This window comes from Pseudomonas sp. PB120 (assembly GCF_009761815.1).
Classification (GTDB): Bacteria; Pseudomonadota; Gammaproteobacteria; order Pseudomonadales; family Pseudomonadaceae; genus Aquipseudomonas.
Map to the genome: position 1 here is coordinate 1 of NZ_RWIN01000045.1, position 26830 is coordinate 26830.

General features: G+C 59.0%; 24 protein-coding genes and 1 pseudogene. 14 read left to right on the forward strand and 11 right to left on the reverse strand.

The window, feature by feature from the left end; translation table 11 throughout:
* The 4 genes and pseudogenes from EJA72_RS08855 to EJA72_RS08870 form a co-directional block, all read left to right on the forward strand.
* Positions 1-161, forward strand: a pseudogene (locus EJA72_RS08855) (permease DsdX); the annotation flags it as partial.
* Between the two features lie 15 nt (positions 162-176).
* On the forward strand, positions 177-1037 hold the full coding sequence (locus EJA72_RS08860; RefSeq protein WP_157711109.1) for a MurR/RpiR family transcriptional regulator: 861 nt from the start codon (positions 177-179) through the stop codon (positions 1035-1037).
* Position 1038: 1 nt separating this feature from the next.
* Positions 1039-2496, forward strand: a complete 1458-nt coding sequence (locus tag EJA72_RS08865) for an amidohydrolase family protein (protein ID WP_157711110.1) — start codon at positions 1039-1041, stop codon at positions 2494-2496.
* Positions 2497-2615: 119 nt separating this feature from the next.
* Positions 2616-2984 (forward strand): glyoxalase superfamily protein, encoded by a 369-nt coding sequence (locus EJA72_RS08870; protein WP_157711111.1) that lies wholly within the window; start codon positions 2616-2618, stop codon positions 2982-2984.
* 136 nt (positions 2985-3120) lie between these two features.
* Here EJA72_RS08870 and EJA72_RS08875 read toward each other — a convergent pair whose 3' ends face one another.
* Positions 3121-5040, reverse strand: coding sequence for a methyl-accepting chemotaxis protein (locus tag EJA72_RS08875; protein WP_157711112.1), 1920 nt, complete (start codon positions 5038-5040; stop codon positions 3121-3123).
* Positions 5041-5304: 264 nt separating this feature from the next.
* On the opposite strand from EJA72_RS08875, the gene EJA72_RS08880 reads away from it, so the two are divergent.
* Together EJA72_RS08880 and EJA72_RS08885 are read left to right on the forward strand one after the other, a co-directional pair.
* Positions 5305-5976, forward strand: coding sequence for a histidine phosphatase family protein (locus EJA72_RS08880; protein ID WP_178129199.1), 672 nt, complete (start codon positions 5305-5307; stop codon positions 5974-5976).
* A 34-nt stretch (positions 5977-6010) separates the two neighbouring features.
* Positions 6011-6838, forward strand: coding sequence for a phosphatase PAP2 family protein (locus EJA72_RS08885; protein WP_157711113.1), 828 nt, complete (start codon positions 6011-6013; stop codon positions 6836-6838).
* Positions 6839-6956: 118 nt separating this feature from the next.
* On the opposite strand, the gene EJA72_RS08890 is transcribed toward EJA72_RS08885, so the two are convergent.
* From EJA72_RS08890 to EJA72_RS08900, 3 genes are all read right to left on the reverse strand, one after another.
* On the reverse strand, positions 6957-7217 hold the full coding sequence (locus tag EJA72_RS08890; RefSeq protein WP_157711114.1) for a DUF6124 family protein: 261 nt from the start codon (positions 7215-7217) through the stop codon (positions 6957-6959).
* A gap of 458 nt (positions 7218-7675) precedes the next feature.
* The gene (locus EJA72_RS08895) at positions 7676-9097 is read right to left on the reverse strand and encodes a glycosyltransferase family 39 protein (RefSeq protein ID WP_157711115.1); all 1422 of its coding nucleotides are present in this window, start codon (positions 9095-9097) and stop codon (positions 7676-7678) included.
* A gap of 262 nt (positions 9098-9359) precedes the next feature.
* Positions 9360-10766, reverse strand: coding sequence for a DUF2252 domain-containing protein (locus tag EJA72_RS08900; RefSeq protein ID WP_157711116.1), 1407 nt, complete (start codon positions 10764-10766; stop codon positions 9360-9362).
* Positions 10767-10927: 161 nt separating this feature from the next.
* On the opposite strand from EJA72_RS08900, the gene EJA72_RS08905 reads away from it, so the two are divergent.
* Positions 10928-11179, forward strand: a complete 252-nt coding sequence (locus EJA72_RS08905; RefSeq protein WP_157711117.1) for a helix-turn-helix transcriptional regulator — start codon at positions 10928-10930, stop codon at positions 11177-11179.
* The gene (locus EJA72_RS08910; protein ID WP_157711118.1) at positions 11176-12375 is read left to right on the forward strand and encodes a type II toxin-antitoxin system HipA family toxin; all 1200 of its coding nucleotides are present in this window, start codon (positions 11176-11178) and stop codon (positions 12373-12375) included. Before EJA72_RS08905 ends, EJA72_RS08910 begins: the two co-directional genes overlap by 4 nt.
* Before the next feature lie 138 nt (positions 12376-12513).
* Here the strand turns inward: EJA72_RS08910 and EJA72_RS08915 are convergent, their stop codons facing one another.
* From EJA72_RS08915 to EJA72_RS08935, 5 genes are all read right to left on the reverse strand, one after another.
* Positions 12514-13827: a nucleotide sugar dehydrogenase gene (locus EJA72_RS08915; RefSeq protein ID WP_157711119.1), complete on the reverse strand. Its 1314-nt coding sequence runs from the start codon at positions 13825-13827 to the stop codon at positions 12514-12516.
* Between the two features lie 63 nt (positions 13828-13890).
* Positions 13891-14871 (reverse strand): glycosyltransferase, encoded by a 981-nt coding sequence (locus tag EJA72_RS08920; RefSeq protein ID WP_157711120.1) that lies wholly within the window; start codon positions 14869-14871, stop codon positions 13891-13893.
* 1 nt (position 14872) lies between these two features.
* Positions 14873-16012: a hypothetical protein gene (locus EJA72_RS08925; protein WP_157711121.1), complete on the reverse strand. Its 1140-nt coding sequence runs from the start codon at positions 16010-16012 to the stop codon at positions 14873-14875.
* The gene (locus tag EJA72_RS08930) at positions 16009-16785 is read right to left on the reverse strand and encodes a phosphotransferase (protein WP_157711122.1); all 777 of its coding nucleotides are present in this window, start codon (positions 16783-16785) and stop codon (positions 16009-16011) included. The genes EJA72_RS08925 and EJA72_RS08930 overlap by 4 nt, the downstream gene beginning before the upstream one ends.
* Before the next feature lie 395 nt (positions 16786-17180).
* Positions 17181-18128: a LysR family transcriptional regulator gene (locus EJA72_RS08935; protein ID WP_157711123.1), complete on the reverse strand. Its 948-nt coding sequence runs from the start codon at positions 18126-18128 to the stop codon at positions 17181-17183.
* Between the two features lie 142 nt (positions 18129-18270).
* Between EJA72_RS08935 and EJA72_RS08940 the strand changes: the two genes are divergently transcribed.
* The 3 genes from EJA72_RS08940 (at position 18271) to EJA72_RS08950 (ending at position 21444) form a co-directional block, all read left to right on the forward strand.
* The gene (locus EJA72_RS08940; protein WP_178129201.1) at positions 18271-19224 is read left to right on the forward strand and encodes a D-2-hydroxyacid dehydrogenase family protein; all 954 of its coding nucleotides are present in this window, start codon (positions 18271-18273) and stop codon (positions 19222-19224) included.
* 81 nt (positions 19225-19305) lie between these two features.
* Complete coding sequence (locus tag EJA72_RS08945) at positions 19306-20553, forward strand: MFS transporter (protein ID WP_256679661.1); 1248 nt, start codon at positions 19306-19308, stop codon at positions 20551-20553.
* A 45-nt stretch (positions 20554-20598) separates the two neighbouring features.
* Positions 20599-21444, forward strand: a complete 846-nt coding sequence (locus tag EJA72_RS08950) for an MBL fold metallo-hydrolase (protein WP_157711124.1) — start codon at positions 20599-20601, stop codon at positions 21442-21444.
* Here EJA72_RS08950 and EJA72_RS08955 read toward each other — a convergent pair.
* Positions 21414-22076, reverse strand: coding sequence for a TetR/AcrR family transcriptional regulator (locus EJA72_RS08955; protein ID WP_157711125.1), 663 nt, complete (start codon positions 22074-22076; stop codon positions 21414-21416). The genes EJA72_RS08950 and EJA72_RS08955 overlap by 31 nt on opposite strands.
* Before the next feature lie 114 nt (positions 22077-22190).
* Between EJA72_RS08955 and EJA72_RS08960 the strand changes: the two genes are divergently transcribed.
* Positions 22191-23396, forward strand: coding sequence for an MFS transporter (locus EJA72_RS08960; protein ID WP_157711126.1), 1206 nt, complete (start codon positions 22191-22193; stop codon positions 23394-23396).
* Between the two features lie 131 nt (positions 23397-23527).
* On the opposite strand, the gene EJA72_RS08965 is transcribed toward EJA72_RS08960, so the two are convergent.
* Positions 23528-24178 carry an SDR family oxidoreductase gene (locus tag EJA72_RS08965; RefSeq protein WP_157711127.1) on the reverse strand — a complete coding sequence of 217 codons (651 nt, stop codon included), beginning with the start codon at positions 24176-24178 and terminating at the stop codon, positions 23528-23530.
* 76 nt (positions 24179-24254) lie between these two features.
* Between EJA72_RS08965 and EJA72_RS08970 the strand changes: the two genes are divergently transcribed.
* Together EJA72_RS08970 and EJA72_RS08975 are read left to right on the forward strand one after the other, a co-directional pair.
* Positions 24255-25178: a LysR family transcriptional regulator gene (locus EJA72_RS08970; protein ID WP_157711128.1), complete on the forward strand. Its 924-nt coding sequence runs from the start codon at positions 24255-24257 to the stop codon at positions 25176-25178.
* Positions 25179-25426: 248 nt separating this feature from the next.
* The gene (locus tag EJA72_RS08975) at positions 25427-26746 is read left to right on the forward strand and encodes an OprD family porin (protein WP_157711129.1); all 1320 of its coding nucleotides are present in this window, start codon (positions 25427-25429) and stop codon (positions 26744-26746) included.
* Positions 26747-26830 lie beyond the last annotated feature (84 nt).

Sequence of the window (26830 nt, forward strand, 5' to 3'; positions counted from 1 at the left end):
GGTCGGTTATCTTTTCCCACGTCAACGACGGCGGCTTCTGGTTGATCAAGGAATACTTCAACATGACCGTCGCCCAGACCTTCAAGACCTGGACCGTGCTCGAGACCCTGATTTCGGTGGTCGCTTTCGCGTTGACCGTGGGTCTTTCTTACCTGATTTAACCGGAGCCGCTCGCCATGGACATCCTCTATCAAATCCGCGCCCGTCAGGATTCGTTCAGTGCCGGTGAAGGCCGCATCGCACGGCTGATGCTCGACGACGTGGGGTTTGCTTCCGCCGCCAGCCTCGATGAGCTGGCGCTGAGAGCGGAAGTCAGCACCGCCACGTTGTCACGTTTTGCCCGCACCGTCGGCTGTCGCGACCTGCGTGACCTGCGCCTGCAACTGGCCCAGGCCAACGGCGTCGGCAGCCGTTTTCTCGACCCGGCCGGTACACCCGAGCAATCGGCGTTCTATGGGCAGATCGTCGGGGACATCGAGTCGACGCTGCGCCAGCATCTGTCCGCGTTTGACGAGTCGCGCTTTGCCGATGCCGTTAAATTGTTGGGCAAGGCGCGGATGATTCATGCGTTCGGCATGGGCGGCTGCTCGACGTTGTGCAGCGATGAACTGCAAGTGCGCCTGGTGCGACTCGGCTACCCGATTGCCGTGTGCCATGACGCGGTGATGATGCGGATCACCGCGGCCAGCCTCAGCGCCGAGCACGTGGTCATCGTCTGTTCGCTGACCGGCATCACGCCCGAGTTGCTGGAGACGGTAGAGCTGGCTCGCAACTATGGCGCACGGATTCTGGCCATCACCCGCGCCGACTCGCCGCTGGCGCAACTGGCCGACATCGTCCTGCCGCTGCAAAGCGCCGAAACCTCGTTCATCTACAAACCCACGGCGGCGCGCTACGGCATGCTGCTGGCCATCGACGTGCTTGCCACCGAGCTGGCGCTGGCCAATCCTGAAGACAATCAAGAACGTCTGCGGCGGATCAAACTCGCCCTCGACGATTACCGCGGCGGCGACGATCACTTGCCGCTGGGAGACTGACATGATGTACGACACGCTGATTCGCAACGCCCTGATCATCGACGGCAGCAACACCCCCGGTTACACCGCCGACGTGGCGATTCTGAACGGCCGCATCGAGCGTATCGGCGACCTGCACGATGCCCGCGCCGCCGAAGAAATCCACGCTGCCGGCCGGGTGCTGGCGCCGGGATTCATCGACGTGCATACCCATGACGACACCGTGGTGATCCGTCAGCCGCAGATGCTGCCCAAGCTCAGCCAGGGGGTGACCACGGTGATCGTCGGCAACTGCGGGATCAGCGCCTCGCCGGTAAGTTTGAAGGGCGATCCGCCGGACCCGATGAACCTGCTCGGCACAGCGGCTGCGTTTGTTTACCCCACCTTCAGCGCTTACCGTGCGGCGGTCGAAGCGGCGAACACCACGCTGAACGTTGCCGCGCTGGTCGGCCATACCGCGTTGCGCAGCAATCACCTCGACGACCTGTTCCGCACCGCCACGGCCGATGAAATCAGCGCGATGCGCGAGCAACTGCGCGAAAGCCTCGAAGCCGGTGCCTTGGGTTTATCCACAGGCCTGGCGTACGCCAGCGCGTTCTCGGCCTCCACCGATGAAGTGAAGCAACTGACCGAAGAACTGACGGCGTTCGGCGCGGTGTACACCACGCATTTGCGCAGCGAATTCGAGCCCGTGCTGGAGGCCATGGACGAGGCGTTCCAGATCGGCCGCCATGCGAAATCCCCGGTGATCATTTCCCACCTCAAGTGTGCCGGCGCCGGTAACTGGGGACGCAGCCCACAATTATTGGCTTCGCTGGAAGAGGCTGCGAAAACCCACCCGGTGGGCTGCGATTGTTACCCCTATGCGGCGAGCTCTTCGACCCTCGATCTAAAACAGGTCACCGACGCCCACCGCATCACCATCACCTGGTCCACGCCACATCCGGAACTGGGCGGTCGCGACCTGATGGACATTGCTGCCGAGTGGAACGTGGCATTGCTCGAAGCGGCCCGCCGACTGCAACCCGCGGGCGCGGTGTACTACGGCATGGACGAGGCGGATGTACGAAGAATCCTCGCGCATCCGTTGTCGATGGTGGGGTCAGACGGCCTGCCGGAAGATCCGTTCCCCCATCCACGTTTGTGGGGCGCTTTCCCACGGGTACTCGGGCATTTCAGTCGCGATGTGGGGCTGTTTCCACTGCACACCGCGGTGCACAAAATGACCGGGCTGTCGGCGGCGCGGTTTGGCTTGAAGGAACGTGGCGAGATCCGTGAAGGGCATTGGGCGGATCTGGTGCTGTTTGATCCGGCGACCATCCGTGACGTCGCAGACTTCAATGACCCGCAACGGGCGGCGGAAGGGATTGACGGGGTGTGGGTCAATGGCGTGTTGAGCTACAGCGACGGGCAGGCAAACGGCAAACGGGAAGGGCGGTTTCTGGCGCGAGAAGGGGATTTGCGCGACGGTTTTCAATAACGATTCCGAGTGCTGCGTCACAGTGATGGCACATTGCAACTAAAGAAAGCCATCGCCAAGCCGAAGCGCTGACACTAGCCCGGCTACACGCCGGGTCTTTCCAGTCTGGGAGCAACTTCATGAGCTTCGGCAAAACCACCCCGATTCTGCGGATTTTCGACGAACACAAAGCCATGGAGTTCTACGTCGACTTCCTCGGCTTCAAGGTCGACTGGCAGCATCGTTTCGAGCCGAATTTTCCGCTGTACCTGCAAGTCTCCCGTGGCGAATGCGTGCTGCACCTGTCGGAACACCACGGCGACAGCACACCCGGCTCGGCCTTGCGCATCGAGACGGATGAACTGGAGGCGTTCCAACAGCAGCTGATCGCCAAGCAATACAAGGTTTCGCACCCCCAGATCCAGGCCATGCCATGGGGCAGCCAGGACATGACCGTGACCGATCCGTTTGGGAATCGGTTGGTGTTTACCAATGCGATTTGTGTGTAGGGCGACAAGCCAGAGCGGAAATCCAGGTTGTTTGTCGTATCGCCATCGCGAGCAGGCTCACTCCCACAGGTTCAGCGCAATTCTGTGGGAGCGAGCCTGCTCGCGATTGGATCTGCAAATCAGCGCTGGCTGACCGTCAAACCCGGAAGTGGCTCACCATCATCTGCAACTGGTTGCCCAACCGCGCCAGTTCAATGCTGGACTTGGCGGTTTCGTCGCTGGCGGCGGCGGTTTGTTCGGACACGTCGCGTACGTTGATGATGCTGCGGCTGATCTCTTCGGCGACGGCGCTTTGCTGCTCGGCGGCGGCCGCGATCTGCTGGTTCATCGACTGGATGTTCGACACCGTGCGGGTGATGTTTTCCAGTGAGACGCCGGCCTTGCGGGTCAGGGCGACGCTGCTGTCGGTCAGGACGCGGCTGTTGTTCATCACCGCCGACACTTGTTGGGTGCCGTTCTGCAGACCAGCCACCAGGCCTTCGATTTCTTCGGTGGATTTCTGCGTGCGCTGGGCCAGGCCCCGGACTTCGTCGGCCACCACGGCAAATCCGCGACCGGCTTCACCGGCGCGAGCCGCTTCAATCGCTGCGTTGAGGGCCAGCAAGTTGGTCTGCTCGGCCACGGCCTTGATCACGTCCATAACGCTGCCGATCTTGTCGCTTTCCTGTTGCAGCACGCTCATGGCTTCGGTGGAACGCACCACTTCGCTGGCCAGTCGCTCGATCTGGGCGATGGCTTCGTTGACGACCTTGTCGCCTTCGCGAGCTTCACCGTCAGCCGCGGCGGCAGCCTGGGACGCCTGTTCGGCGTTGCGTGCGACTTCCTGCACGGTGGCGGTCATTTCGTGCATGGCCGTGGCGACCTGATCGGTTTCGATTTTCTGGCTGTTGACCCCGGCGCTGGTTTGCCCGGTCACGGCCGACAGCTCTTCGGCGGCGCTGGCGATCTGGGTGACGCCGTCGCGGATGCCGCTGATCAAGTCACGCAGGGTCACGCCCATGCGCGCGATGCCTTGTTGCAACACGCCGAGTTCGTCGCGGCGCGTCACCTGGACGTCCTGGGACAGGTCGCCGCTGGCGATGCGTTGCACCACGGCCAGGGTGTCGCGCAGGGGGCCGGTGATCTGACGGGTGATGACGAGGGCGGCAATGACACCGACCAACAACGCCAGCAAGGTGCTGATGATTTGCAGGGTGCGGGCCTGGGCGCTTTCGGCGTCGCGGCGGTCGAGCTGGATCTGATACAGCTGATCGCTCAAGGTCACAATGGTGGCGCCCTGGTCGGTCATTTCCTTGCGTGCCTGCACGGTATCGTTGCTGGCGGCCTTGTAAGCCTGCAAGGCACTGCGGTAGGACGTCAGCGCGGTTTCCAGCTGACGCAGGGCGTCCAGCTGAGTGTCGGCGAACTGCACGTTGAGGGTTTTCAGGCTGGCAATCGCCGCGTCCAGTTGGCCGACGGCTTTTTGCTCGGTCTCGGCGTTGGTGGTCGCGGTGTAGCCGCGCACTTCGTAGCGGGCCAGCAAGAACGCTTCCCGGGCCGCCGTGATGGCCTGGAACTGTTCGAAGCGTTGGTCGCTCAGCGGCATTTGCTGCACGCGGGTGTTGATGGTGCCCAGCAGCGTGTTGGCGGTTTCGGCGTTGGCGCCCATGGCGTCGCGAGCGCTGTTACCTGAGCGGTAGGCGCTGCGCATTTTGTTCAGGGACGTTTTATACGCCTCGATGACGTCACCTTGGGCTTTGAGCAGCTTGAGGTTTTCCGGGCTCTTGAACTTCGCCAGCAGCGATTGCTGTTGCGCGGAGAAGGCGTCGAGGGTGGTTTGCACGGCCTGCGCGGCCGTTTCGTCGCCGTTGGTCAGCATGTATTGCAGACGAACCACGCGCAGCTTGGTCAGGCCGGCGTTGAGCTGGGTGATGTCGCTCATCCAGTTGCTGCGGTCAATCAACCCGCCCAGGCTGGTCCAGCCCGTCAGGGCCAGGACGCACGTTAACGCCAGGACCAGGCCGAATCCCAGGCCCAGTTTCAGGTTCACGCTGATATTGCCGAACCAGCTATTCATCAAAAATTCCTCCAGGAACGTTGTGCTTCTTGATCGTCGGTTGGCTGGAAGATTGTTGTTTTTGGGCGCCAGCAAGGGGGTGTAGCAGGACTGTATCGGCCGCCTTCGCGAGAGCTGAAAGGTTTTTGCGGAGCAGTTTCCGTTACTCGGCTTTTGCCCGGTTTTAAGCTTTTTTTCACATGGGTTTCACTGGCTGCCGACGCGAGCTTCTCTAACCTCGCCGCTTCGAATGAAAAAAGATGTTGGCCGGCGAGGCGGCTTGATGTGGGATTAAGACTGAGCCTGTTCGGGGTAAAACGCTCGATCGACCTGAGCCGTTTGACCCGCTATCGCAACACCGCCGTGGTGATTGCCTCGGCGCTGCTGATGGTTTCCCTGGCATTCTGGCTGCTGCGCCCTGTCGGTGCGCCGGACCTGGCCCATGGCAACGCGGCCGGTGCCAAGGCGCTGGTTGACGGCTGGGCCAAGGGCGATATGATCGTGCTGGTTCGTCACGTCGAACGCTGCGATCATTCCAGTGCTGCCTGCCTGAGCGGTAACGACGGCATCACCGAGCGTTCCAGAAGCGTCGCGGTGGCGGTAGGTGACCAGTTTCAAAAACTGGGGCTGGAGAAGTCCGATATCTACAACAGCCCGGTGATCCGCACCGCGCAGACAGCCGGCTTCATGTTCAACAAGGTCGGGGTCGGGGAAGACTGGTTGATCAACTGCAAAGGCACCATGCTGCGTGACGCCCTGGCGCACAAAGTGGCGGGTCGCAACCTGATACTGGTGACCCACAGCGAATGCATGTCGCAACTGGAGAAAGACCTCAAGTTGCCGGCCTCGACCTTGGGTTACGGTGCGTCGTTGTTCGTGTCTGCCCAAACCCCTGAACACCCGCGCATGCTCGGTGTTATCGAGGCCTCGGATTGGCGTTCGGTGACCACCGAATGATTTTTTTCATCTTCCCTCTGGATCAGGACACACGATGCTGACTGCTTCGCGCTACCGTTTTTACTGGGTGAATTTTGGTATTCCACTGGCCTGCGCGGCGGTGGTTTTCCTGATGTTCGACATGACCACCATCGACATGGCCTTCAGCAACTTGCTGTTTGACCCGGTGGCGCAGATCTTTCCGCTCGATCACGTTCGCTTCTTTGAGCAACTGACCCACAAGTGGGCGCGGATCATTCCGAACTGGACCGCTGAAATCGCCTTGATCGGGGCAGTGCTGTCCTTTGTCTGGCCATTGGTCAACCCGCAAAAGCACCCGCGCCTCGGCGCTTTTCTGGAACGCTGCAAAGCCGCCCCGGTGCTTCGGTTTGCCCATGCCCATCGCCGGGATTTCCTGTTTGTCGTGTTCGCGTTTGCGATCTGTACCGGTGTGATCCATTTCCTGAAGTCGCACACCAGCGTGTACTGCCCGATTGAAACCACGCTCTACGGCGGGAAAATGCCGCACATCGAGTGGTACAACAACTTCCAGCTGTTCAGGGAAGCGGGCAAGGGCCGTTGCTGGCCAGGCGGACATGCATCGGGTGGTTTCACCATGTTGGCCCTGTATTTTGTGGCTCGCCGTTATCGCTGGCGCTATTCGAAAGCGATCCTGTGGGGCTCGCTGTTGCTCGGCTTCATCTACGGCACGACGCGGGTTCTGCAAGGCTGGCACTACATGTCCCACACCTTCTGGGCCGGGATCTTCGTGTGGGCGGCGTGTTTGGTGACGGCGCTGGCGTTTTATGGCCGGGCGCGGCTGGATGTGCCGGTGTTGAAGAAGGCTGAAAGGCCGGAGTTGGTGGCTCAGCCTGTGATTTGAGATAAATCTTGAATGACGAAACCCGCAATCCGAGTAGGGATTGCGGGTTTTTTGTTGCCTGGGAAATTGCTATCGTCGGATCGCCGCCCGGAGCCGGCTCGCTCCCACATTGGATTGCTTATTCCTGGGGATCGACGTTATCCAAGGCCTGGTTCACCGCCAACTCCGCCAGCATGATGATCTGCGCAATGGCCAGCGCGGTGTTGCGCTGCGAACCGTTCAGGTCGGTGGCCAAATCGCTGGTCATGACACTGGCGGAGGCCAAGGACTCGCAGGCATGGGCGAGGAGGTTTTCGGTGCCGATGTCGGGGAGGATCGTGAAGAAGGGGCTGGGGCGATAGGGTTTGGTAGGTGGGGGATCTGGGATTAGCTTATCCAAAAGACAGTCCTCATCAATTAGGCGCCATCCCTTGCCGTTTCTCACGCGGTAGAAGAGGTGGCAGCTGTGTGCGGAGTGAGAAACCGGGGAGGACAAGTTCCGGCCAGACCGAAGTCCGCCCGCACACAGCCGCCATAACGAAACTGCAGGCAGCGGATAAGCTGGCGGCAATTATGGTGGTTATGGCACTGGATTAACATCGTCCTCCGGGTTCTCACACCCGATCACTGAGTTTTCAGTGACAACCCAAGACTAGAGAGCCCGCTTCCGACCGACAACCTTAAAGTTCTGTGGGCCTTTTCTGCTTTTTGGGTAGGTCATGTCCTGCAATGAAGAAGACATCGTTGTCGTCAATGAGGCCGCCTTCGCGAGCAGGCTCGCTCCTACATTGGAATGCATTCCACTGTGGGAGTGAGCCGGCTCCGGGCGGCGATCCGACGATGAACGATTACTCGGTCTCACTGCCCGACAAAGAAATAATCCTGGCGTCCAACCCGCATCATTTTCAGCACTTTCAACGGAGGCCCCGGTTCCGTGTCAGCGGACATCACCGCCACATGAGTGGGCGAGGCCGCCAGAAACTCATGCAGCTGTTCCTCGGTGTCCAGCCCCTTCAGCTTGCTCTGCGTATAGAACACGCTGGCGCCGCCCACCCGCTCATTGGCCTGGAACATGGCCACTTGCTGACCATTGGCCTGCATCGTTTGAATCTGCTCGGTCAGTGGCAGGAAAGACAGTCTGCGATCCGCATGGGGTAGCGCCCACTGAGCGGCGGCGAGGTAGCTGCCTATCACCACGGCGATGGCCCCCACGGCGAACACCTGTCGATGGCGCGCGATACCGGTGTGACGGGCCTTCAACCGTTCGTACAGCACGCTCGCATATTCGGCGGCAATCACCGCGGCGGCGGGTGTCATCGACATCAGGTAAACGGTGCGTTTGCTCGACGCCAGGGTCAACATCACGAACTGCGCCAGCACCCACAGGGTGAAAAACAACAAGTAACGATTGGCCATCAGGCTTTTGCGGAAATGCCACAGCCCCAGGTACACCAGAATGTTCCAGGGCAAAAATGCCTGGGGCAGTTTGGCCAGGTAGTAATAGAACGGCTCGTAATGCCCGGCGTCGACAAAGGAGCCGCTGAAACGCCCGACGCTGTTGGTCAGCAGCACTTCCGTCACTGCCGAAGTACCGCCGCGCTGATACAGCACCGCCAGCCAGATCATCAGCGGCACCAGGCCCAATAGCGTCAGCACGCCAGGACGCAGCCAGTCCGAGATCTTCAGGCGCTTGTCCATCAGGCTCTCGGCCAGCAGAAACGCGAAGATCACCACCCCCGGCATCGCCAGGCCCAACACGCCTTTACTCAACGTCGCGATGGCGATGCCCAATGCAAACAGCCACGCATTGCCGGTGCTCGCCTGCCGATGGCCCTGAAAAAAGGCCAGCAGCGCCAGGGTCACGCCGAGGGCGAGCAGGGCGTCTTCACCGACGCCGCGCACATTGCTCCAGTAACTGGCCATGGTCGCCAGCAGAATGCCCGCCGTCCAGGCAATCGACTTGGGGCGGCCGAACCGGCGCAGCATCGCGTACAGGATCATCACGCTGAACAACCCGGCAAACGCCGACGCCAGCCGCACCGCCCAAGGCGTGCCACCGAACGCGCGGATCGCACCGGCATCGAGCCACAAACTCAGGGGAGGCTTCTCCAGAAAAGGTTCGCCGAACAACCGGGGGGTGACCCAATCGTTGTCCACGTGCATTTCCATGGCAATCCCGGCCACCCGAGCCTCCGTCGAACCTTGCAGCTGGTGATTGCCCAGGGCGAAGAAAAACAACAGGGCGGCAAGCAAAAACAGTGAACTGGCGGGGCGCGACATGGGCTTTTGCTGACCGAAGGGGAAACGGGGAAGTTTGAGCATACGCGGCGATTACTAAACGAATCGTGAACGAAAGGTGAGTTTTCCGGATACGCGGCGCCAAGGGTTTTGACGGACAAAACGACAGACAAAAAAAAGCCCGCGGGAGGGCGGGCAAACCGTAGTTTCTTGAATGAGCGAGCGCAATGTACCGGTTGGCGCGGGGCGATGGGGTGAAGAAAAATTCATCTGCATGAAGCCCCGCACCCAGCGCAGCTGCACCCTATGGCAAATGATCCGCCGCAAAGTCCGCTTCCGACCGCGCACGCAATTGCCCCTTGCGGCAGGCCAACTGGAAGCGTTCGAAATCGCGCTCGTTCTGGTCGGTGTAGGTTCGCGCATATTTGAACAATGCATCCGCCAGCGCATCGCCCTTGCCGAGGTAACCGCTGATCTGGGCGGCGCAACCGGACGCCTTGGCGTGTGCGCGGGCCAGGGCGCGGCCACAGACGTGTCCATAGGCGGCGAAGGTTTCAGCGTCGAAGTTTTCGAGTTCGGCCGAGACTTTCATGTCGCGCAGCTGACGCACATAAAAGTGACGACCGTTTGGGCCGGTCGCCCATCCGAGGAACAGGTCGCTGGCTGATTGCATCAATCGCTGGCCTTCGACCACGCGCTGACCGTTGTGCCGCACCCGTGATTTGGCTTTCACATAGTGGGTGAGCACCGACGGTCGCGCTTCCTTGAATTGCAGGAACAACGGGAACCCTTGTTCATCGGTCAGCAGGGCCACCAGGCAACGGGTGCCGACACTGCCCACGCCCACCACTTTGAACGCCATGTCATGCACGTGAAAACGCGATAACAGATCACGGCGATCCGCTTGCAGCGTGCTTCGATAGTCGCTCATGAATGTTTTGTAGAGCGGACGCCAGTCCGAGAGACGCAGCCAGTCATCTTCGGCATCCAGCAGCGTTGTGTTTTTGTGCAGGTGGAAGATTTCCGGCAGGTCATCGCGAATGATCAGACGGCCGTGCGCGTCTCGCTCACTGATTTTCGGCAGCAGTTCGGCATGGGTGCGCCGCTCGGCTTTGTCGATGGCGCGCTGCACGTGCTCCAGGGTGTTTTTGCTGGCCTGTTGCAGCAGGTCGTCATAACTGATGGATTCGTACCAGGTCTCCAGCGCACTTTGTTGGGCGCACTCGAGCATGGTCTGCTGGTAGGCGCCGACCACTTGCCGGCAGACCGTTTCTTCCACCGTTTCGCCATGGCGCAGGTCACGGGCGGCCACCACAAAACTCGCCACCAGCCGTTTCAAGTCCCACTCCCAAGGCCCGGGATGGGCTTCGTCGAAATCATTGACGCTGAACAGCAGGTTGCGCTCGGGCGTGGCAAAACCACCAAAATTCATCAGGTGGCTGTCGCCACAGATCGGCGACACCAGGCCCATGTTCTGCGTACCGGCCAGGTCGTGGGCCTGCAACAGTGCGTTGCCACGGTAGAAGGTAAACGGCGAGACCAGCATGCGCCCGTAGCGCAGTTCGACCAGCGACTTGACCCGACCTTCGCTCGACGCCTTGATCAACGGAATCGGGTCGCGATTGATTTTCCCCAAAGACGCCTGCGAACTGCGTGAGCAATTTTTGCGAGCATCCTTGCCTTGCTTCAAGCGTTCTTTGAGGGTGGTCATGGGTTCGTTTGCTCAGTGATAGGGGATGGTGATTGATTGTAGAAGGCGATCCAGCGACTCTGTTCGGCACAGACGAAAATGATCCTGGAACGTACAGAGTCCGACTGGCAAAAATGTCTCGTATAAAGTACATTTAATTGAAAATGTCACGGTAAACGAACATGGATCACGCTCTGCTTGTCTCCCGCCTGGGTCGCCAGATTCGCGAAAAGCGAATAAACCGCGGTCTGACTCAAGCGAGTCTTGCCGATCTCGCCGGGTTGCCGCGACAAAAAGTCGTTGCTGTAGAGAAGGGCGCCCTGACCGTGGGCATGCTCGCTTATGCGCGCATCCTGGGCGCTTTGGAGTGCGAGTTGGCCGTCATTCCGGCAGCCATGCCGACACTTGAAGAGCTTGGGGAATTGTTTGAATGAAAATGGCCTCGCTCGCCGTCAGCACCCCGGAGGGACTCAGCGGCCGGATTTTCACCAGCGCCGAGGATTTCGTTTTCCGCTATCACGAAGAAGCTTTGCCCAACATGGCTGTCAGCCTGTCGATGCCCGTCCGCGCGGAAGAGTTTCGTCGGCGAGAACTGCACCCTGTGTTTCAGATGAATCTGCCCGAAGGGTATGTGTTGGAGCAACTGCGTAATCGTTTGGCTAAAACCGTCAATGTCGATCCGATGCTGTTGCTGGCTCTTTCCGGTAGCAGTTCGCCGATTGGCAGGATTCAAGTGCGCTCCGAAACAGTTGAAGCTTTGCTCGCCGAGCAGCAGTTTCCGGGAGAAAAACTCGAAGAGATTCTGACGTGGGACGGTACGGAAGATATTTTCGCCAGCCTGCTGGATCGATACATCCTGCGGGCGGGTATTTCGGGTGTCCAACCGAAGGTGCTGGTACCCGAACTTCAGGGCATTGGATTGCCACGAGTGACTTCAAAAACTTCGGACTTGATCATTAAAAGTGGCCGGGACGAGTTTCCGGGCCTGGCGATCAACGAATTCCTTTGCATGTCCATTGCCAAAGAGGCAGGCATTCCCGTCCCGGAGTTTTACCTTTCCGACAATGCCAAGCTGTTTGTCATGCGCCGATTCGATCGAGACGATCAGCTCAATCCGATCGGCTTCGAAGACATGGCCGCGTTGATGGGGCTTTCGGCCGATCAGAAGTACAGCAAGAGTTACGCGGCCATCGCCAAGGCCATTCGATTGTTCTGTCCTGTGAAAAATCTGCGGTCTTCGCTTGAGCAGCTATTCGACAGCGTAACGCTGAGCTGCATCGTCGGAAATGGCGACGCCCACCTGAAGAACTTTGGTTTGCTGTATTCCGAGCCTACGCAACGCGATGCTCGCCTGGCGCCGGCATTTGACATCGTCAACACCACGGCTTACATCCCGGAGGATGTTTTGGCGCTGGATCTGGCGGGTAATAAATCAATGTTCGCCTCGCGGCAAGGGTTGCTGGAGTTTGCACTCGCTTGCGAGATCGAACAGCCGAAGGCGCGTATTCAGCGATTGCTTGCGGCACTCGAAGTGGTGCTTCATCGGTATCCTCAACATGGGGAGAGGGCGCCTCATGTAATCAGTGCAATCCAACAAGCGGCGGCGCCCTTTGCACTGACTTTTGGGTAGCGTTCGCGTTGTGCTGAACGTTAGGGGTAGGAGCGAGCTTGCTCGCGAGGGTCGTCAACGATGCTGTTGTAATCCTGACACCGCGCAGCGTTCTCAAGTGCTTCGCGAGCAAGCTCGCTCCTACAGTTTTACCAGCGTTTAGGCGCGAATGACGTTGGCAGCGGGCTCGCGGAATTTGCCGCGGCTGTCGACCAGCAGCTGCGAGTGACGGCCGATCATTGCGTAGTCGAATCGGTCGTGGTCGGTGGCCAGCACCACGGCGTCATAGCTGGCCAGGCTTTCCGGGCTCAGCTCCTGGCTGTCGAGTTGGAACTGGTACTCGCCGTGGCCGTGGAATTCGGCGATGTGCGGGTCGCTGTAGGCGATGTCGCTACCGCGCTGTTGCACCAGTTTCATGATTTCCAGCGCCGGCGACTCGCGCATGTCGTCGATGTTCTTTTTATAGGCGATGCCCAGCACCAGCACTTTGCTGTTCTTCAGGGCCTTGCCTTCGTTGTTCAGGCCTTCTACCAGTTTGCTGACCACGTACTCAGGCATGCCTTGGTTGATTTCCCCCGAGAGCTCGATGAAGCGGGTGTGCAAGCCGTAGGCGCGGGCTTTCCAGGTCAGGTAGAACGGGTCGATTGGAATGCAGTGGCCACCGAGGCCTGGGCCTGGGTAGTAGGGGGTGAAGCCGAAGGGTTTGGTGGACGCGGCATCGACCACTTCAAAGATGTCGATGCCCATTCTGTCGGCCACGATTTTCATTTCGTTGACCAGGCCAATGTTCACGGCGCGGTGGATGTTTTCCAGAAGTTTGGTCAGCTCGGCGGCTTTGGTGGAGCTGACCTGCACGATGCGGTCGATGGCCTGTTCGTACAGTGCGACGCCTACTTCCAGGCAGGCCGGGGTGGTGCCGCCGACGACTTTGGGAATGGTCTGGGTGTCGAAGCGCTGGTTGCCCGGGTCTTCACGCTCCGGGCTGTACACCAGGAAAACGTCCTTGCCGACGGTCAGGCCCTGGTTGCGGATGCGTGGCAACAATTCTTCGTCGGTGGTACCCGGGTAGGTGGTGCTTTCCAGCGAAACGATCTGGCCGGGACGCAGGAATGGCGCAATGTTGTCCGCGGTGCCGACCACGTAGCTCATGTCTGGTTCGCGGTATTCGTTGAGCGGGGTGGGCACGCACAGGATCAGCGCATCGCATTCGCTGACGCGGGCGAAGTTGGCGGTGGCCTCGAAACCTGCGGCGCGGGCCTGGGCGATGCGTTCGCCCTGGATGTGCTCGATGTAGCTCATGCCATCGTTCAGCATGTCGATCTTGTGCTGGTCGATGTCGATGCCCAGCACGCGGTAGCCGGCGGCGGTGTAGCGCAGCATCAGCGGCAGGCCGACATAGCCCAGGCCGACAATGCCGATGATGGCCTCACGACTTTTGAATCGCGCGATCGTGGAGCTCTTGATATCACTCATTGCAGCGTAATCCCGTTAAACAAAATAATTTTTTAGTGCCCATCGACGGGCGGTCGGCCTTGTTCAGTGACAGGCCTGACGTTGGCGCGTGAGGCGGTGCATCAGCCGTTCGAACACGCCGCGCGGTGCGACCTCAACGGCTTTGGCGGGCAACTTGATCACGGCGACGAAGTCCGGAACGCGCAGGGACAGCGCATGGCGGCTGTTGACCAGGTCCAGGCCGTTGCGGGCGATTTGCTCCAGCAGGGCCGGGTCGTTTTGCAGTTGCTGGTATTTGTCGGCCGCTTCTTCCAGCGTGTCGTAGTGCACCACGTTGTGCATGTCGATCAGGCCCAGGGCCTGGTCTTCCGAGGGTTGCCGCTTGGCCAGCAACAGGCAGCCGCAGGCCATGGCTTCGAAATTCTTGGCCATGTATTCGTTGAAGCCGATGTCGGCACTGATGAACACGGCGATGCGATTGAGCAGGTTCAGGTATTCCTGCGGGGTTTCGGTGCGCAGGGTTTGCATGGCGAAACGCTTGGCCATGCTTTCCAGCAGACTGCGTCGCTCGTTGTACACCTGACTCTTGGTGCGGCCGATGAAGGCCAGCGCTATGTCGCGGGGCGTGTCGAGGTTTTTCAGGGTGCTGTCGTCGAAAGCCTTGGGAATGCAGTAGGCATCGATACCCTTGGCGATCAGGTAATCGCGGATGAAGTAGCTGGTGACCACGATGCGCGCATTGCTCAACAAGGCGAAATCTTTGGAGAACTGTTCGGTGTACTTGCTCTCGGCTACGAGTTCCTGGCAAGCATCTTCCTCATAAAAAATCAGGCCCTGGATAGAGCGCAGGGCCTTGCAGGCCGGGCCGATGCGGCGCAGCGGAATGTCGAACAGCACCCGGTCGTACTGCGTCAGGTCCACTCGGGCGAGGTAGGACTTGATGTTGTGCACTTCGGCCTTTTCCAGCTTGTGGATCTCCACGTCGCTGAACTGTGCGCAGAGCCCGGCAAACAGTGTGTCGAAGGAGCGCGCGCGTTGTTGACGCGAGACGATGAGCAGCTTCATTTCAAGGTCTTCCATGAGGTGCGGGTAGCGGATACGCCTGGCTGTCGAGGAGCGTCAGGTAGTAGCGTGTTTCGTTGAGGTCATCGGTGCCATGCAGCCAGTTCTGCTTGCCATGACGCTGGGACAGTTGCTTGCGAATGGTTTCCTTGAGCGCCGCCGCCCCTTCGGGCAGGCGGCATTTGATCAGCAAGGCCGGGGCGCTCAGGGTGTAGTGTTTGGACGCCAGCCAATTGCCGCCGCGGGCCCACCACAGCAGACGCTGTGTTTGCTGCTCGGCCAGTTCGATGTGTTCCACGCTGCCGGCGTGTTGCGCGAGGGCCTCGAGAATGTACGACTCGCATTCGGGGTCGCGGGACTCCTGGCGCGTGACCAGCACGACCAGGTCGTCATCCAGCGCGGCCGTATTTGCAATCGAATCAATCTGTGCGGCTTCATAGCGGTACAGTTCATCGAGCCAGACATCCTGGTCGGGCCAGCGTTTAATCAGGTCGAAGGGCATCGACCACGCCTGGCTCTGCAACCATTGGTGGGCTTCCAGCAGGCTCGACAAAGGCGGCAACGCTACGCCTTCCTTGCGCGCCTCGGCCTGCAGCAGCGCCGGGTAATCCTTTTTCGCCTTCAGACGGCTGGCATCGCTGCTTTCAGGCGACAGGCGCAGGCCGCTGGATTGGCGCTTGTGGTAGGTCAGGTGATACACCAGCGCCGGGATGTACGCGTGAGGCGCAATGCGATACCAACCGCGGGGATCGGCGACGCGCGTGTCCAGCAAGTGCCTGGCACGGATCGGCGGGTAATAGGGCATGCGGCGATAAGACAGGCCGTTGCGCCCGGAGTCGCTGTACAGGTCGAACTTGACCTTGTCGGCCTTTTTGCCAAGGTTGAAGAACGGTACCGCGGCGGCAATGCGTGCCAGGCTGCCGTGTTCCACCAGCAGATCGACGTCGTCGGCCACGCGACGGTCGAGCACTTGGGGCAGTTCGTCGTACCAGCGCAGCACGACGTATTTCACGCCTTGTGCATCGAGGTTCTGCAGAAACTGCGAAGGGTTGCGCACACGCAGGTTGAAGCCGCGATCGGCCTTGAGCTTTTTGCGCCAGCGCATCAGGCGATAGCGCGTCAACAGCTGTTGAAACAGGTTCATGAAAACATCCGATAGCGTTGCGAACGCGACAGCTCACGCTCCTTGCCCAGGTGGAAACTGGCCAGGAGGTCGTCTTTGGTTTCGCTGAAAAGGGCCTGGCGTTGTTCCAGCATCGTGTCGAACCAGTGGTCGAAATCGCTGGAAAGCAGGCTGCTGCGGGCCCACTTCTGCCACAGGTAACCCAGGTAGTAGGCGTACATCGCGCCGGGCTGACGTTGCTGCCAGGCCATGTATTCAAAGTCGATGATGCGCACGTTGTGTCGGGCGTCGAGCATCACGTTGCGGGAATTGAGGTCCAGGTGAAACACACCGTCCTGGGCCATTTTCAGCAGCACGGGCTCAACCGCGTTCAGCGCGGCAAAGGGTGCATGGCCGGCTTCCAGTATTTGTTGCAGGGTGTCGTAGCCTTCGAGGTACGGGTAGGCGACGACCTGACGCGCGCACAGCAACGGGTGGGCGCTTTCCAGGTAGGCGCGAACCGACAGGCCGGGTAGCGCGAGGTCGCCAAAGCGCACCGCATTGGCACGCTCAGCCCATCCATAACGCTGGCCGTAAATCGGGCAGGGAAGTTTCCAGCGGGCGCGCCAGCGTTGCCTCAAGCGATGGATATCGAACACCTTGAACACCAGGGCGCGGTGATTGCCGAGCCACACTTGGGTGTCGGCGTCTGGCTGGCTCAAACAACGCAGGCTGCGGGCATCTTTGATGAAATGCTGGATATCCTGCTGTTCCACAGCGGTGAGCTGCGAAGAGGCATAAATTTGCTTGATCATTGAGTCCATTCATTTTGCAAACACCCCCCCTCACGCCAATTCGATGATGCGAATAGCTCCAGCAGGAGCAGGCGGTGGAGCGTTGTTTTGTTGCGTAAGCCTGGAAGATCTGATTTGTGTAGTGGCATGTGGCCACAATTTGACGCCATTTTGCCGTCAAAAAAATTGATAGCAAGCTTTTTATTTCATGGCGTTTCAGTCATAGGTGGCGGGAGATGTGCATTATGAAATTTTTGTCATCAAGATGTCATGTTCAATCGTGGGAAATTTCCTACATGCGTTGAATATTTTTCGCACGGATTCTCAGAGGGGTACTCGGCGGTAGAACGCCGGAGGGGGTATCTCAGGGGGGGCGGGTGTTATCGACGGCTTTGCCGACGATCAGGAAAAGGCCGTCACACCCTTGCATCCTGCATCGCGCGACTGGCCAGTGTTGTTGATATGACGTCTTTAACGATATTCCTGAACCAAATGGAGCGGCCGTCCATTTGGTCAGTGCGCCTGTACAACATGGAGATTTGCTCCAGTGGTAATTCGAGCGGCGACGCGGTGACCTGAAGGCCATAAAGCGGCGCCAGGCAATAGGCCGTTATCTCGGGAACAGTTGCAATGGCCGGTACTGACAGCAATAACGGCGCAATTGACGCATGCCTTGAAACGCCAGCGACGATGTCGCGCCTGACCCCGGCAGCACTGAGCACACTGTCAAGGTTTGTCGCGCCGTCGCCTTCCGACGAAACGATGACATGTTGAGCCTTCGCGTAGTCATTGATGCTCAGTGGCGATGTCAGGTTTAGCTGCCTGGGGTCATAAAGGCATACAAGACGTTGTTGGAACAGAGGATCGCACAGGTGCCACGACGGTGGATTTTCGTGGACGGAAACGCTGACGTCGTAAGCGCCCTGTTCGAGAAGCTGAACCGAATCTCGCTTTGTCGAAGCCACGGCCAATACACATGAGCGCGGTGCGAGCTCGCGGATTCGTGCCGTGAGCGGCCCAAGAAAGGCCACCTCGAAGTTATCGCACATGCCAATGCGCAATTCACCCTCCCACGCGGCAGGATCGAACACGTCTGGCGCCCGCACCGCACGCTCGATGGTGGACAACGCCCTGGCGATGTCCGGTGCAATCGCGAGCGCCCTTGGTGTGGGCTGCAGGCCCCGCCCAACTCGAACAAACAATTCATCATCCAATGCCTCGCGCAGGCGTCGCAGTGCACCCGAAAGACCGGGTTGACCAATAAAGAGTCGTTCAGCCGCCTTGCTGACACTTTTCTCCTCCATGAGCACGGAAAACACATGCAGGAGATTCAGGTCGAGGTTTCGAAGCGTTTTCGTATTCATCGCTCACAGAGATAGGTGCCATCGCGAGCAGCAATTTGTCAGATATGTATCGATCGGTCAATATCTCGGCGTCGAACCCAGGCACTGGTGGTGGCCGTTGACTTGGGGGGCTTGCGGACCAAATGGCATATAGGAACGTCACGTGATTAAAGTAGCCATTCTTGACGACTACCAAGGTGTAGCGCTCTCCAGTGCGGACTGGTCGCCCGTCGCCGCGCGAGCAGAGATCACCGTATTTCAGGACTCTCTGGCGGATGCCGGCTCGTTGGTGAAGCGGCTTCACCCCTTTGATGTGATTTGCGTCATGCGTGAGCGGACGCCGTTAACGGCTGAGATTTTGAGTCGACTGCCCAATCTCAAATTCATCTGTTCAACCGCTGCGCAAAACGCTTCGATCGATATCGAGGCGGCGTTGCGGCAGGGCATCCTGATCAGTGCCACAGGCGGTCGTACGAATGGCGCGCCGGAACTGACCTGGGCCTTGATTCTGGCTTCGGCGCGGCATTTATCGGCCGAGCAGGGCTCCATTCGCTCAGGCGGATGGCAAACAGGCGTCGGGAACGATCTTCAAGGCAGCACGCTTGGGCTGCTTGGGCTGGGACGCGTGGGTTCGAGCGTCGCTGCGGTCGGCCGGGCATTCGGGATGAAGGTCATTGCGTGGAGCCAACACCTCACCGCAACTGCGGCAGAGGCCGCTGGCGCAACGCTCGTAGACAAAACAACGCTGCTGAAGGAATCGGATTGGCTTTCGCTTCACCTGATTTTGTCCGAGCGAAGCAAGAGCATCATCGGTGCAGCGGAGCTTGCATTGATGAAACCGAGCGCGTGGCTGGTCAATACTTCGCGCGGTCCGCTGGTTGATGAAGCGGCCCTCATTGAAGCGCTCGCCAAGCGTGCGCTGGCGGGCGCCGCGCTCGATGTATTCGATACCGAGCCCTTACCGACTGGCCACCCGTTCCGGACGTTGGACAACGTGCTGTCCACCCCGCATATCGGCTACGTCACTCGAAACACCTACAAGGTTTTTTACGAAGAGACCGTCTGCAATCTGCTTGCATGGATGGACGGCTCTCCCGTCCGCTTGATCTTTCGATGAGGTCTGCAGGTTTCCTTTGGCATTCCTGTCAGCCGCCATAAGCGCTGTTAGCGCAAAAAATACAGTCCCCTGAATTTTTCGTTGTTTGCGGTTTTTCTGCAGGCAATGGCATCTCGTTGCCTGGAGGAACACGTTATGAACGCCCCATCTATAAAGCCCACGCCGCAGACCGAGGGCGCAGGCATGAGCCGGGGGCTGGTACTTCTGCTTGCAGCGGCGACCGGCCTGTCAGTAGGCACCCAGTATTACAACCAGCCTTTGCTTGGGTTGATCGCGGACGGCTTCGGGATCGGTACCCAAGTCAGTCTCGTGGCGATTGCGACACAGATTGGTTATGCCTTGGGCTTGATTCTCCTTGTGCCACTTGGCGACAAGCTGGACCGTCGCCGACTCATACTCTTTCAATGCGTTGGCCTCACCGTCGCGACACTTTGCGCGAGCGTAGCGCCCGAACTGTATAGCCTGGCAATGGCGTCCATCATGATTGGGGTGTTCGCGACGATTGCCCAGCAAATCATCCCGCTCGCATCCGAACTGTCCCCGGCGAGCAGCCGGGAGCGAGTGCTCGCATCAATCACCAGCGCGCTGCTTGTCGGGGTGTTGCTGGCGCGAGTGATTGCCGGGTTTGTGGGGGCCTGCTTCAGCTGGCGTGCGATGTTCCTGGTGGGCGCTGCGCTTTCCCTGATGATGCTGGCCGGGCTCGCGCTGAAACTTCCGCCCAGCCAACCGCAATCACGCGCTTCCTACATTGAGTTGCTTGTTTCATTGTTTGAAGTCGTGCGCGATGGCGCTGAACTTCGAAAGGCGTCACTGGTGCAAAGCCTTGTGTTCTTCGGATTCAGTGCCTTCTGGACGATTCTCACACTCTTGCTGCAAAGCCCGGCGTTTGGACTCAGCAGCGGTACGGCGGGGCTGTTCGGGGTCGTGGCACTCGTCGGTGTGATGCTTGCACCACCAGGGTTGCGCCTTGCAGGCCAGTACGCAGGTCACGTCGGTATCGGTTTGGTCGTGGCGAGTTTTTTCGTAATGATTGCGTTCGTGAATCTGGTGGGGCTTGGCGTCGGCGCCATTCTGATGACGACCGGTTTGCAGATGTCGCTTATCTACAACCAGTCGCGAATCCTTGCTCTCGCTGGCACTGCCCGAGGGCGCTTCAACACCATTTTCATGGCCTCCCAGTTTGCGTTCGGCGCCGCCGGTTCCGCCGCTGGCAGCCTCGGCTGGCAGTCCGGCGGCTGGACCGCGGTGATGGCCATGGCGTTGATCGCTTCAGCGACTGCGTTGCTCGTGCAATTTATCCATCACTCAAAGGCTGGAGCGCAAGCGTGAAGACGCTCGCGGCGAACCTGCCTGGTCAATCTGGAGAATAAAGAAATGATTGAAGAGCACACCATCGGCGAATTCACGCTAGTCACGTTACTGGACGGGATTTTTCTCTGCAGTACCGACATGATCAGCGCAGCGGCGTCCGAGGAAGGTGCCGCATTGTTCGAAAGCGTAGGTCTTCCTGCATCAGGACCCACGCCTGAACCGATCAATGCATTCCTTTTGAAGAAAAATGATGAGCTTTGGCTGATCGATGCCGGGTGTGGTCGCGAGCTGGGGCCTCGCTTCGGAAAAGCATCAGCGGCGTTGCTGTCTGCCGGGTATGCGCTCGACCAGATTCAGGGCGTCATAATTTCTCATATGCATGAGGACCATGTCGGAGGCCTTGTCAAAGAGGACGGCGGTGCGTTGTATCCCAATGCGACGCTCTTTCTTTCGCAAGAGGAGTTGGCGTTCTGGAGCGATCCGGGCTCACCTGAAAAACATCCTCAGATGTCGCAGGCGGGCCTGTTCACATTGGCGAGCTCGGCATTGACAGCCTATGCGCCGCGTATCAAGGCGCTCCCTGCCGACGCACAAATCATCCCTGGCGTCAGCTTGATCCCGCTTCACGGGCATACGCCAGGGCACAGTGGCATTCAGATTGAGAGCGGTGGTCAGCGCGTACTTATCTGGGGTGACGTCATACATTCGACACTGTTGCAGTTGCGCTATCCGCATTGGAGCATCGGTTTTGACATGGACCCGGTCCAGGCCCTCGACACGAGAGTACGATTGCTGGAGCGGCTCGCGAATGAGGACCTGCTGGTGACGGGGCCGCACGTAACAGGCATCGGGCACATCCACGCCTGTTGTGCGGGCGGTTATGAATTGAAGCTGGTCAGTAGGGCCTGATTGTTCGGTTGCATGTCGTGATCAATACGCAAGCTGTCCCATATCCCCATCACTTGAGTCACCGCGGCATCCAGCGTGGCATGTGGAACGCCGTCGCGCGCCAACGTCGACAAGCCCAGAAGGAAACTGTCGAAGACGGCGGCGAGGGGGGCCGGGGTTACCGTTGTCGGCAGTACGCCCTCAGCGATGGCGCGTTCGATACAGGCAACCATGGCTGCGCGGTTCAAGCGCCTTGCCTGCGCAAGAGGCTCGGAAATCGTCTTGCTCTCGTCCGAGCAAGCGCTCATCAAGCCTAGCGCCACCAGGCACCCTTTTGGGTGGTCGGGCTCGCATTGCATTTTCGCTGAGCGGCGAAGGGTGAGTTCGATCGCCTGCCTGGGCGGCAAGGTAGTGTCAAACAGGCTGTCGGTGACCCGCCCATGGGTGGTGAGGTAGCGCTCCATGACCTCATTGAACAAGGCCTGTTTGGAGCCAAACGCGGCGTAAAAGCTCGGCGCGGTAATGCCGCCCCCGATGCTGGCCTTGAGCAGGCTGAGCGAGGTCGCATCGTAGCCATGCTCCCAGAATAAATGCAGTGCCTGCGTGATTGCCACGTCACGGTCAAACGTGCGCGGACGTCCCATCTGTGCCATGTCGGTCCTCCTCTGGAATTATTTAAATACTAATCGATACATATGTCGTTGACCACTTGCTTGTGTCTCCCTATATTTATATCGATCAGTATATTAGTAGGAGGAGAGGGACAAATGGCTACCAATGAACGACAGGGCGACACGCTTCCCTTCGGTGCGCTACTTGCGCTGGCGATGACGGGTTTCATCTGCATTGTGACCGAGACATTGCCAGCGGGCTTGCTGCCCCAGATCGGCAATGGGCTCGGCATTTCGGCGTCCTTGGCTGGGCAGATGGTGACCGTTTACGCGTTGGGATCACTGCTGGCAGCCATTCCGCTGACGATAGCCACACAAAGCTGGCGTCGCAGGACGGTGCTGCTGCTGACAGTTGTCGGCTTCCTGGTATTCAATTCCATCACGGCGCTGTCTTCCTCTTATTGGCTGACGCTGGTTGCGCGGTTTTTTGCTGGTGTTTCAGCGGGGCTGGCCTGGAGCCTCATCGCAGGTTATGCACGACGTATGGTTGCCCCTCAATTGCAGGGGCGCGCGTTGGCGGTAGCGATGGTAGGAACGCCTATCGCGTTGTCGCTGGGCGTGCCTTTGGGAACCTGGCTGGGCGGAATCATAGGCTGGCGCATGGCGTTTGGGGTGATGTCGGCACTGACCCTGGTGTTGATCGCGTGGGTGCTGGTCAAAGTGCCGGATTACCCAGGCCAGTCATCGTCACAACGCATGGCGTTGCGAGAGGTATTTTCCACACCCGGCGTACGTTCGGTGCTGGGCGTCGTCTTCACCTGGATGCTGGCTCACAACATTCTTTACACCTATGTAGCACCCTTTGTGGCCGAGGCTGGCTTGGCCAGTGACGTAGATCTGGTACTGCTGGCATTTGGTGTTGCCGCACTGGCGGGGATCTGGGTAACAGGGCGGCTGGTTGATCGGCATCTTCGAACGACAGTGTTGGCCAGTCTCGCAACCTTCGCCGCCGTTTCGGTTTTCCTGGGCCTGTTTTCTGGCTCCGCCGTGGCGATTTACCTGGGTGTTTTTATCTGGGGGCTGACCTTTGGTGGCGCCGCCACCTTATTGCAAACCGCGCTTGCCGATGTGGCAGGTGAGGGCGCCGACGTTGCTCTTTCCATGAACGTCGTCGTCTGGAATAGCGCTATCGCTGGCGGTGGATTATTGGGTGGTGTGTTGCTCGGTGAATGGGGCGTGAGTTCCTTTCCCTGGGCGTTGTTGATCCTGCTCCTGCTAAGCCTGGCCATCGCGTTTCGAGCCCGGGCTCACGGCTTTGCCCACGGTGGCAGGCAGTCCAGCCAGGTGGTCGCCGGTCATTGATGTGCAGGCAGCATGGCGCTGGGAAAAAGCGGAGGTCGCGACCTGTCGAAAGCCAGCAACGCTTCGAATGTTGCTTTCACGGGCGCTGACCTCCACTGATTAGGCTCGTCGCCTATAGGTTTTTCGCCGCCTTACCAGCTGTGGTAAGCCTCGCTTGTCCAACTACCTGGCGCTTGACTGTACAGCTGCCAGAAATGCTCGGCCGCATTTTCAGGAATCGCTGTCGCATGGTCTACGTGGCCCTCCACCGTCACCATGGCCACGTGAATATTTTGCGCGCGGCACGGGGCATACAGTGCTTGCACCAATGCGCGCAAACCCGCCTTGCCGATGCTGAGCGACAGATAGTCTGGAGACGGGTGATAGGCGAAGCCGCCGCTGGTCAGCAGGATGGTACCGCCGCCTCGCTTGGCCATACCTGGCAGCACGGCCTGGATAGCGGCCAACGCACCTCCGATGTTTACCGCGAGGTCAGGCACGAAGGATTCGGTGGCCTGGCTTGCGATGGTATCGGCGCGCAGTGCGGCGGCGTTGTAGTGGAGTACATCAACTCCAAGTTTGTCGTCCATCTCGCGAACCAACGTCGACACGGCCTGAATATTCGACGCATCCAGCACTGCTGATTCAGCCATGAAGGTTTTATCTCGCAGTGCCTGAACCATCGCGCCGAGCGTACTGCCGGTGCGGGCCGTTAATGTGGTCCGAAACCCTTCGCGGGCGAAGCGTTCGGCAGTCGCCAAACCGATGCCCTTGCCACAACCAATACTCAGAAAATTTTTCATCGGGAACTCCATTGAGGGAGCAGGGAGCTTATCGATCGGTCCTTTAGCGATAATCAGCAGCGTCAGGAATTAACTCATGCAAAATCTGAATCAGCTGCTTGAGGTCTTGAATCTCGAAGAGATGGTGACCTTCCTGGCGGTGGTGGAAGCTAAAAGTTTCGTGGGGGCAAGCCTGTTGGTTTCCAAGAATCCAACCATCGTCTCCCGGCGCATCAGCCAGCTGGAAAAACGCATGGGCGTGAGCCTGCTCACGCGCACGACACGCCGGGTAAACCTGACGGAGGTGGGGCGCAATTATTACCAGCGCGTAAGAACCTTGCTTGACGAACTGGCCAGTGCGGGCGACGAGGCGATGGATCATGCCGCCAGCCCGCAGGGGCTGATCAGGGTCTCGCTTCCCATGGCATTCGGGCATCGCTGCATTGCCCCGTTGTTGCCGGATTTCCTCCAGAAATATCCAAAGATCCGTATCGACGCGCAATACACCGACCAGTACGTCGATGTCGTTTCGGACGGTTTTGATGTCGCCATCCGGCTTGGCGCGTCACTGGCAGACAGCTCGCTGACCGCTCGAAAGATCGCTTCGTACAACACAGGGCTGTATGCCTCGCCGCAGTACCTGGCACAGCATGACGCCATCAACAGGCCCGAAGATCTGGCCGATCATAATTGTTTGGGATTCAGCAGCATCAGTACCTGGCCCAACTGGGTGCTCAAGAATGGCGCGACGGAGTTGACGGTTCGACCAATAGGCTCGTTGGTTTCTGGCAGCTCGGAAGCGCTTTTACCCGCCGCGCTCAATGGCGTGGGAATCATCATGGTTGCAGATTGGCTGGTGGGCGCCGCACTCCAGGAAGGGCGCCTCGTGCGAGTCCTGAAAGGATGGTTCGGCACCCTCGATGGAGGGGTGTATGCCGTGATGCCACCGGGTCGGCTCATTCCCGTCAAAACCCGTGTGTTTGTCGATGAGCTCGCGCTTGCGCTGAGCGGTGGTAATTGATGGATTTCACCTTTGTGTCGAATATTAGACTTATATGATTGACGACGTCATGCACCCGGATCATGATTGATTTCGGCAGGAAGGGAAGGCTTGCCGGGGGCTGATGCCGGCGCCATGCAACGCTTGGGGTTGTCGCAAGCACACAATAAAAAACGGGAGCGCTGTGCCAGTGCTTTGCACCGTATCCACTGGGTCACGCTCCAAACATAAATCCTGAACAAATCCAAAAAAAACAGGATAAGCAGAACATGACAGTTATCTATTCAAAGGTGACATGGGTCGCTGTGCTCATGAGTTTTTCAACCGCCTCTTTCGCTCTCGATCAAAGTGATTCCGCCGGCTTTCTCGAAGACGGCAAGACGAAGCTTCTCAGTCGAAACTTCTACTTCAATCGTGATTTTCGCAGCGACTATGGCCCCACCAATCTGCGCCAGGAGTGGGCGCAAGGCTTCATTCTCGATTACAAGTCGGGCTATACGCAGGGGCTTGTCGGTTTCGGCCTTGATGCCTACGGGATGCTAGGGCTCAAGCTCGATGGCAGTCGTCAGCGCTCACAACTGAATCTGTTGCCGACTGACAGTAAAGGCGAACCGGAAAATGAATGGTCCGAAGGGGGCGGGGCGGTCAAAATGCGATGGTCCGCTACCGAACTGAAATACGGCAATCTGATGCCGCTCAATCCAGTGTTCGCGATGGCTAACGCGCGTCTGTTTCCGTCCAGTGCGCAAGGGTTCCAGCTGTTAAGCAATGACATCCCGCGATTGAGCCTCGACGCCGGGCACTTCACCTCGGGAAACGGGGTGAACTCCACGAACAATGATGGGCCGCTGAGTGCGTTTTATGCCCGAATCGACGCCAAGCGTGTCGATTATTTCGGCGGCTTCTACAAGGCTCCAGATAACGTGAAGCTGGGCGCGTTCGCAGCCAACTATCAGGACATCTGGAATCAGTATTTCGCCAGCGCCGATTACGTTTGGGCCATCGACAATTTGCAGTCCGTCAGTTTGTCGCTGGCCGGTTTTCACACGGAAGACAGCGGCAAAGCCCTTGCGGGAAAAATCGATAACAACACCTGGTCGGCGAGCCTGGCCTACAAGCGCGGCCCGCACAAGTTGACGCTTGGGCGGCAGGTGGTCAACGGTAATCAGCCCTATGACTACCTGGGGTTCGGCACCCAGCCGGGTGATGCCGTTGCCTTTCTCGCCAACAAATCGCAGAACGCCGACTTCAACCTTCCCCACGAACATTCCTGGCAATTGCGTTACGACCTGGACATGGTCGCGTTTGGCATTCCTGGCCTGGCCTTGATGGGGCGTTACCTCACGAGCGATGGTATCGACGGCAGCGGTTATGGCGCAGGCGCCTATTCACGTTACAAGACGATTACCGACGGGAGCCGTTGGGAGCGCGATCTGGAGGTGAAATACGTGGTCCAGAGCGGGCCGGCAAAGGATCTGTCATTCAGGGTCAGGCAGGCTACCCTGCGCTCGGACGCGGCGGTGCAGCGTGCAGATCTACCCAATCTGGACGAAGTGCGGGTGATCATCGAATACCCCTTCACCTTTTAGCGTTCGCTGGTTTTCTGTTGGATAAATAATTGACTAATTAGTCTGATATTAGGCGTTTGTGTTTGTTCTCCATAATTGACACAT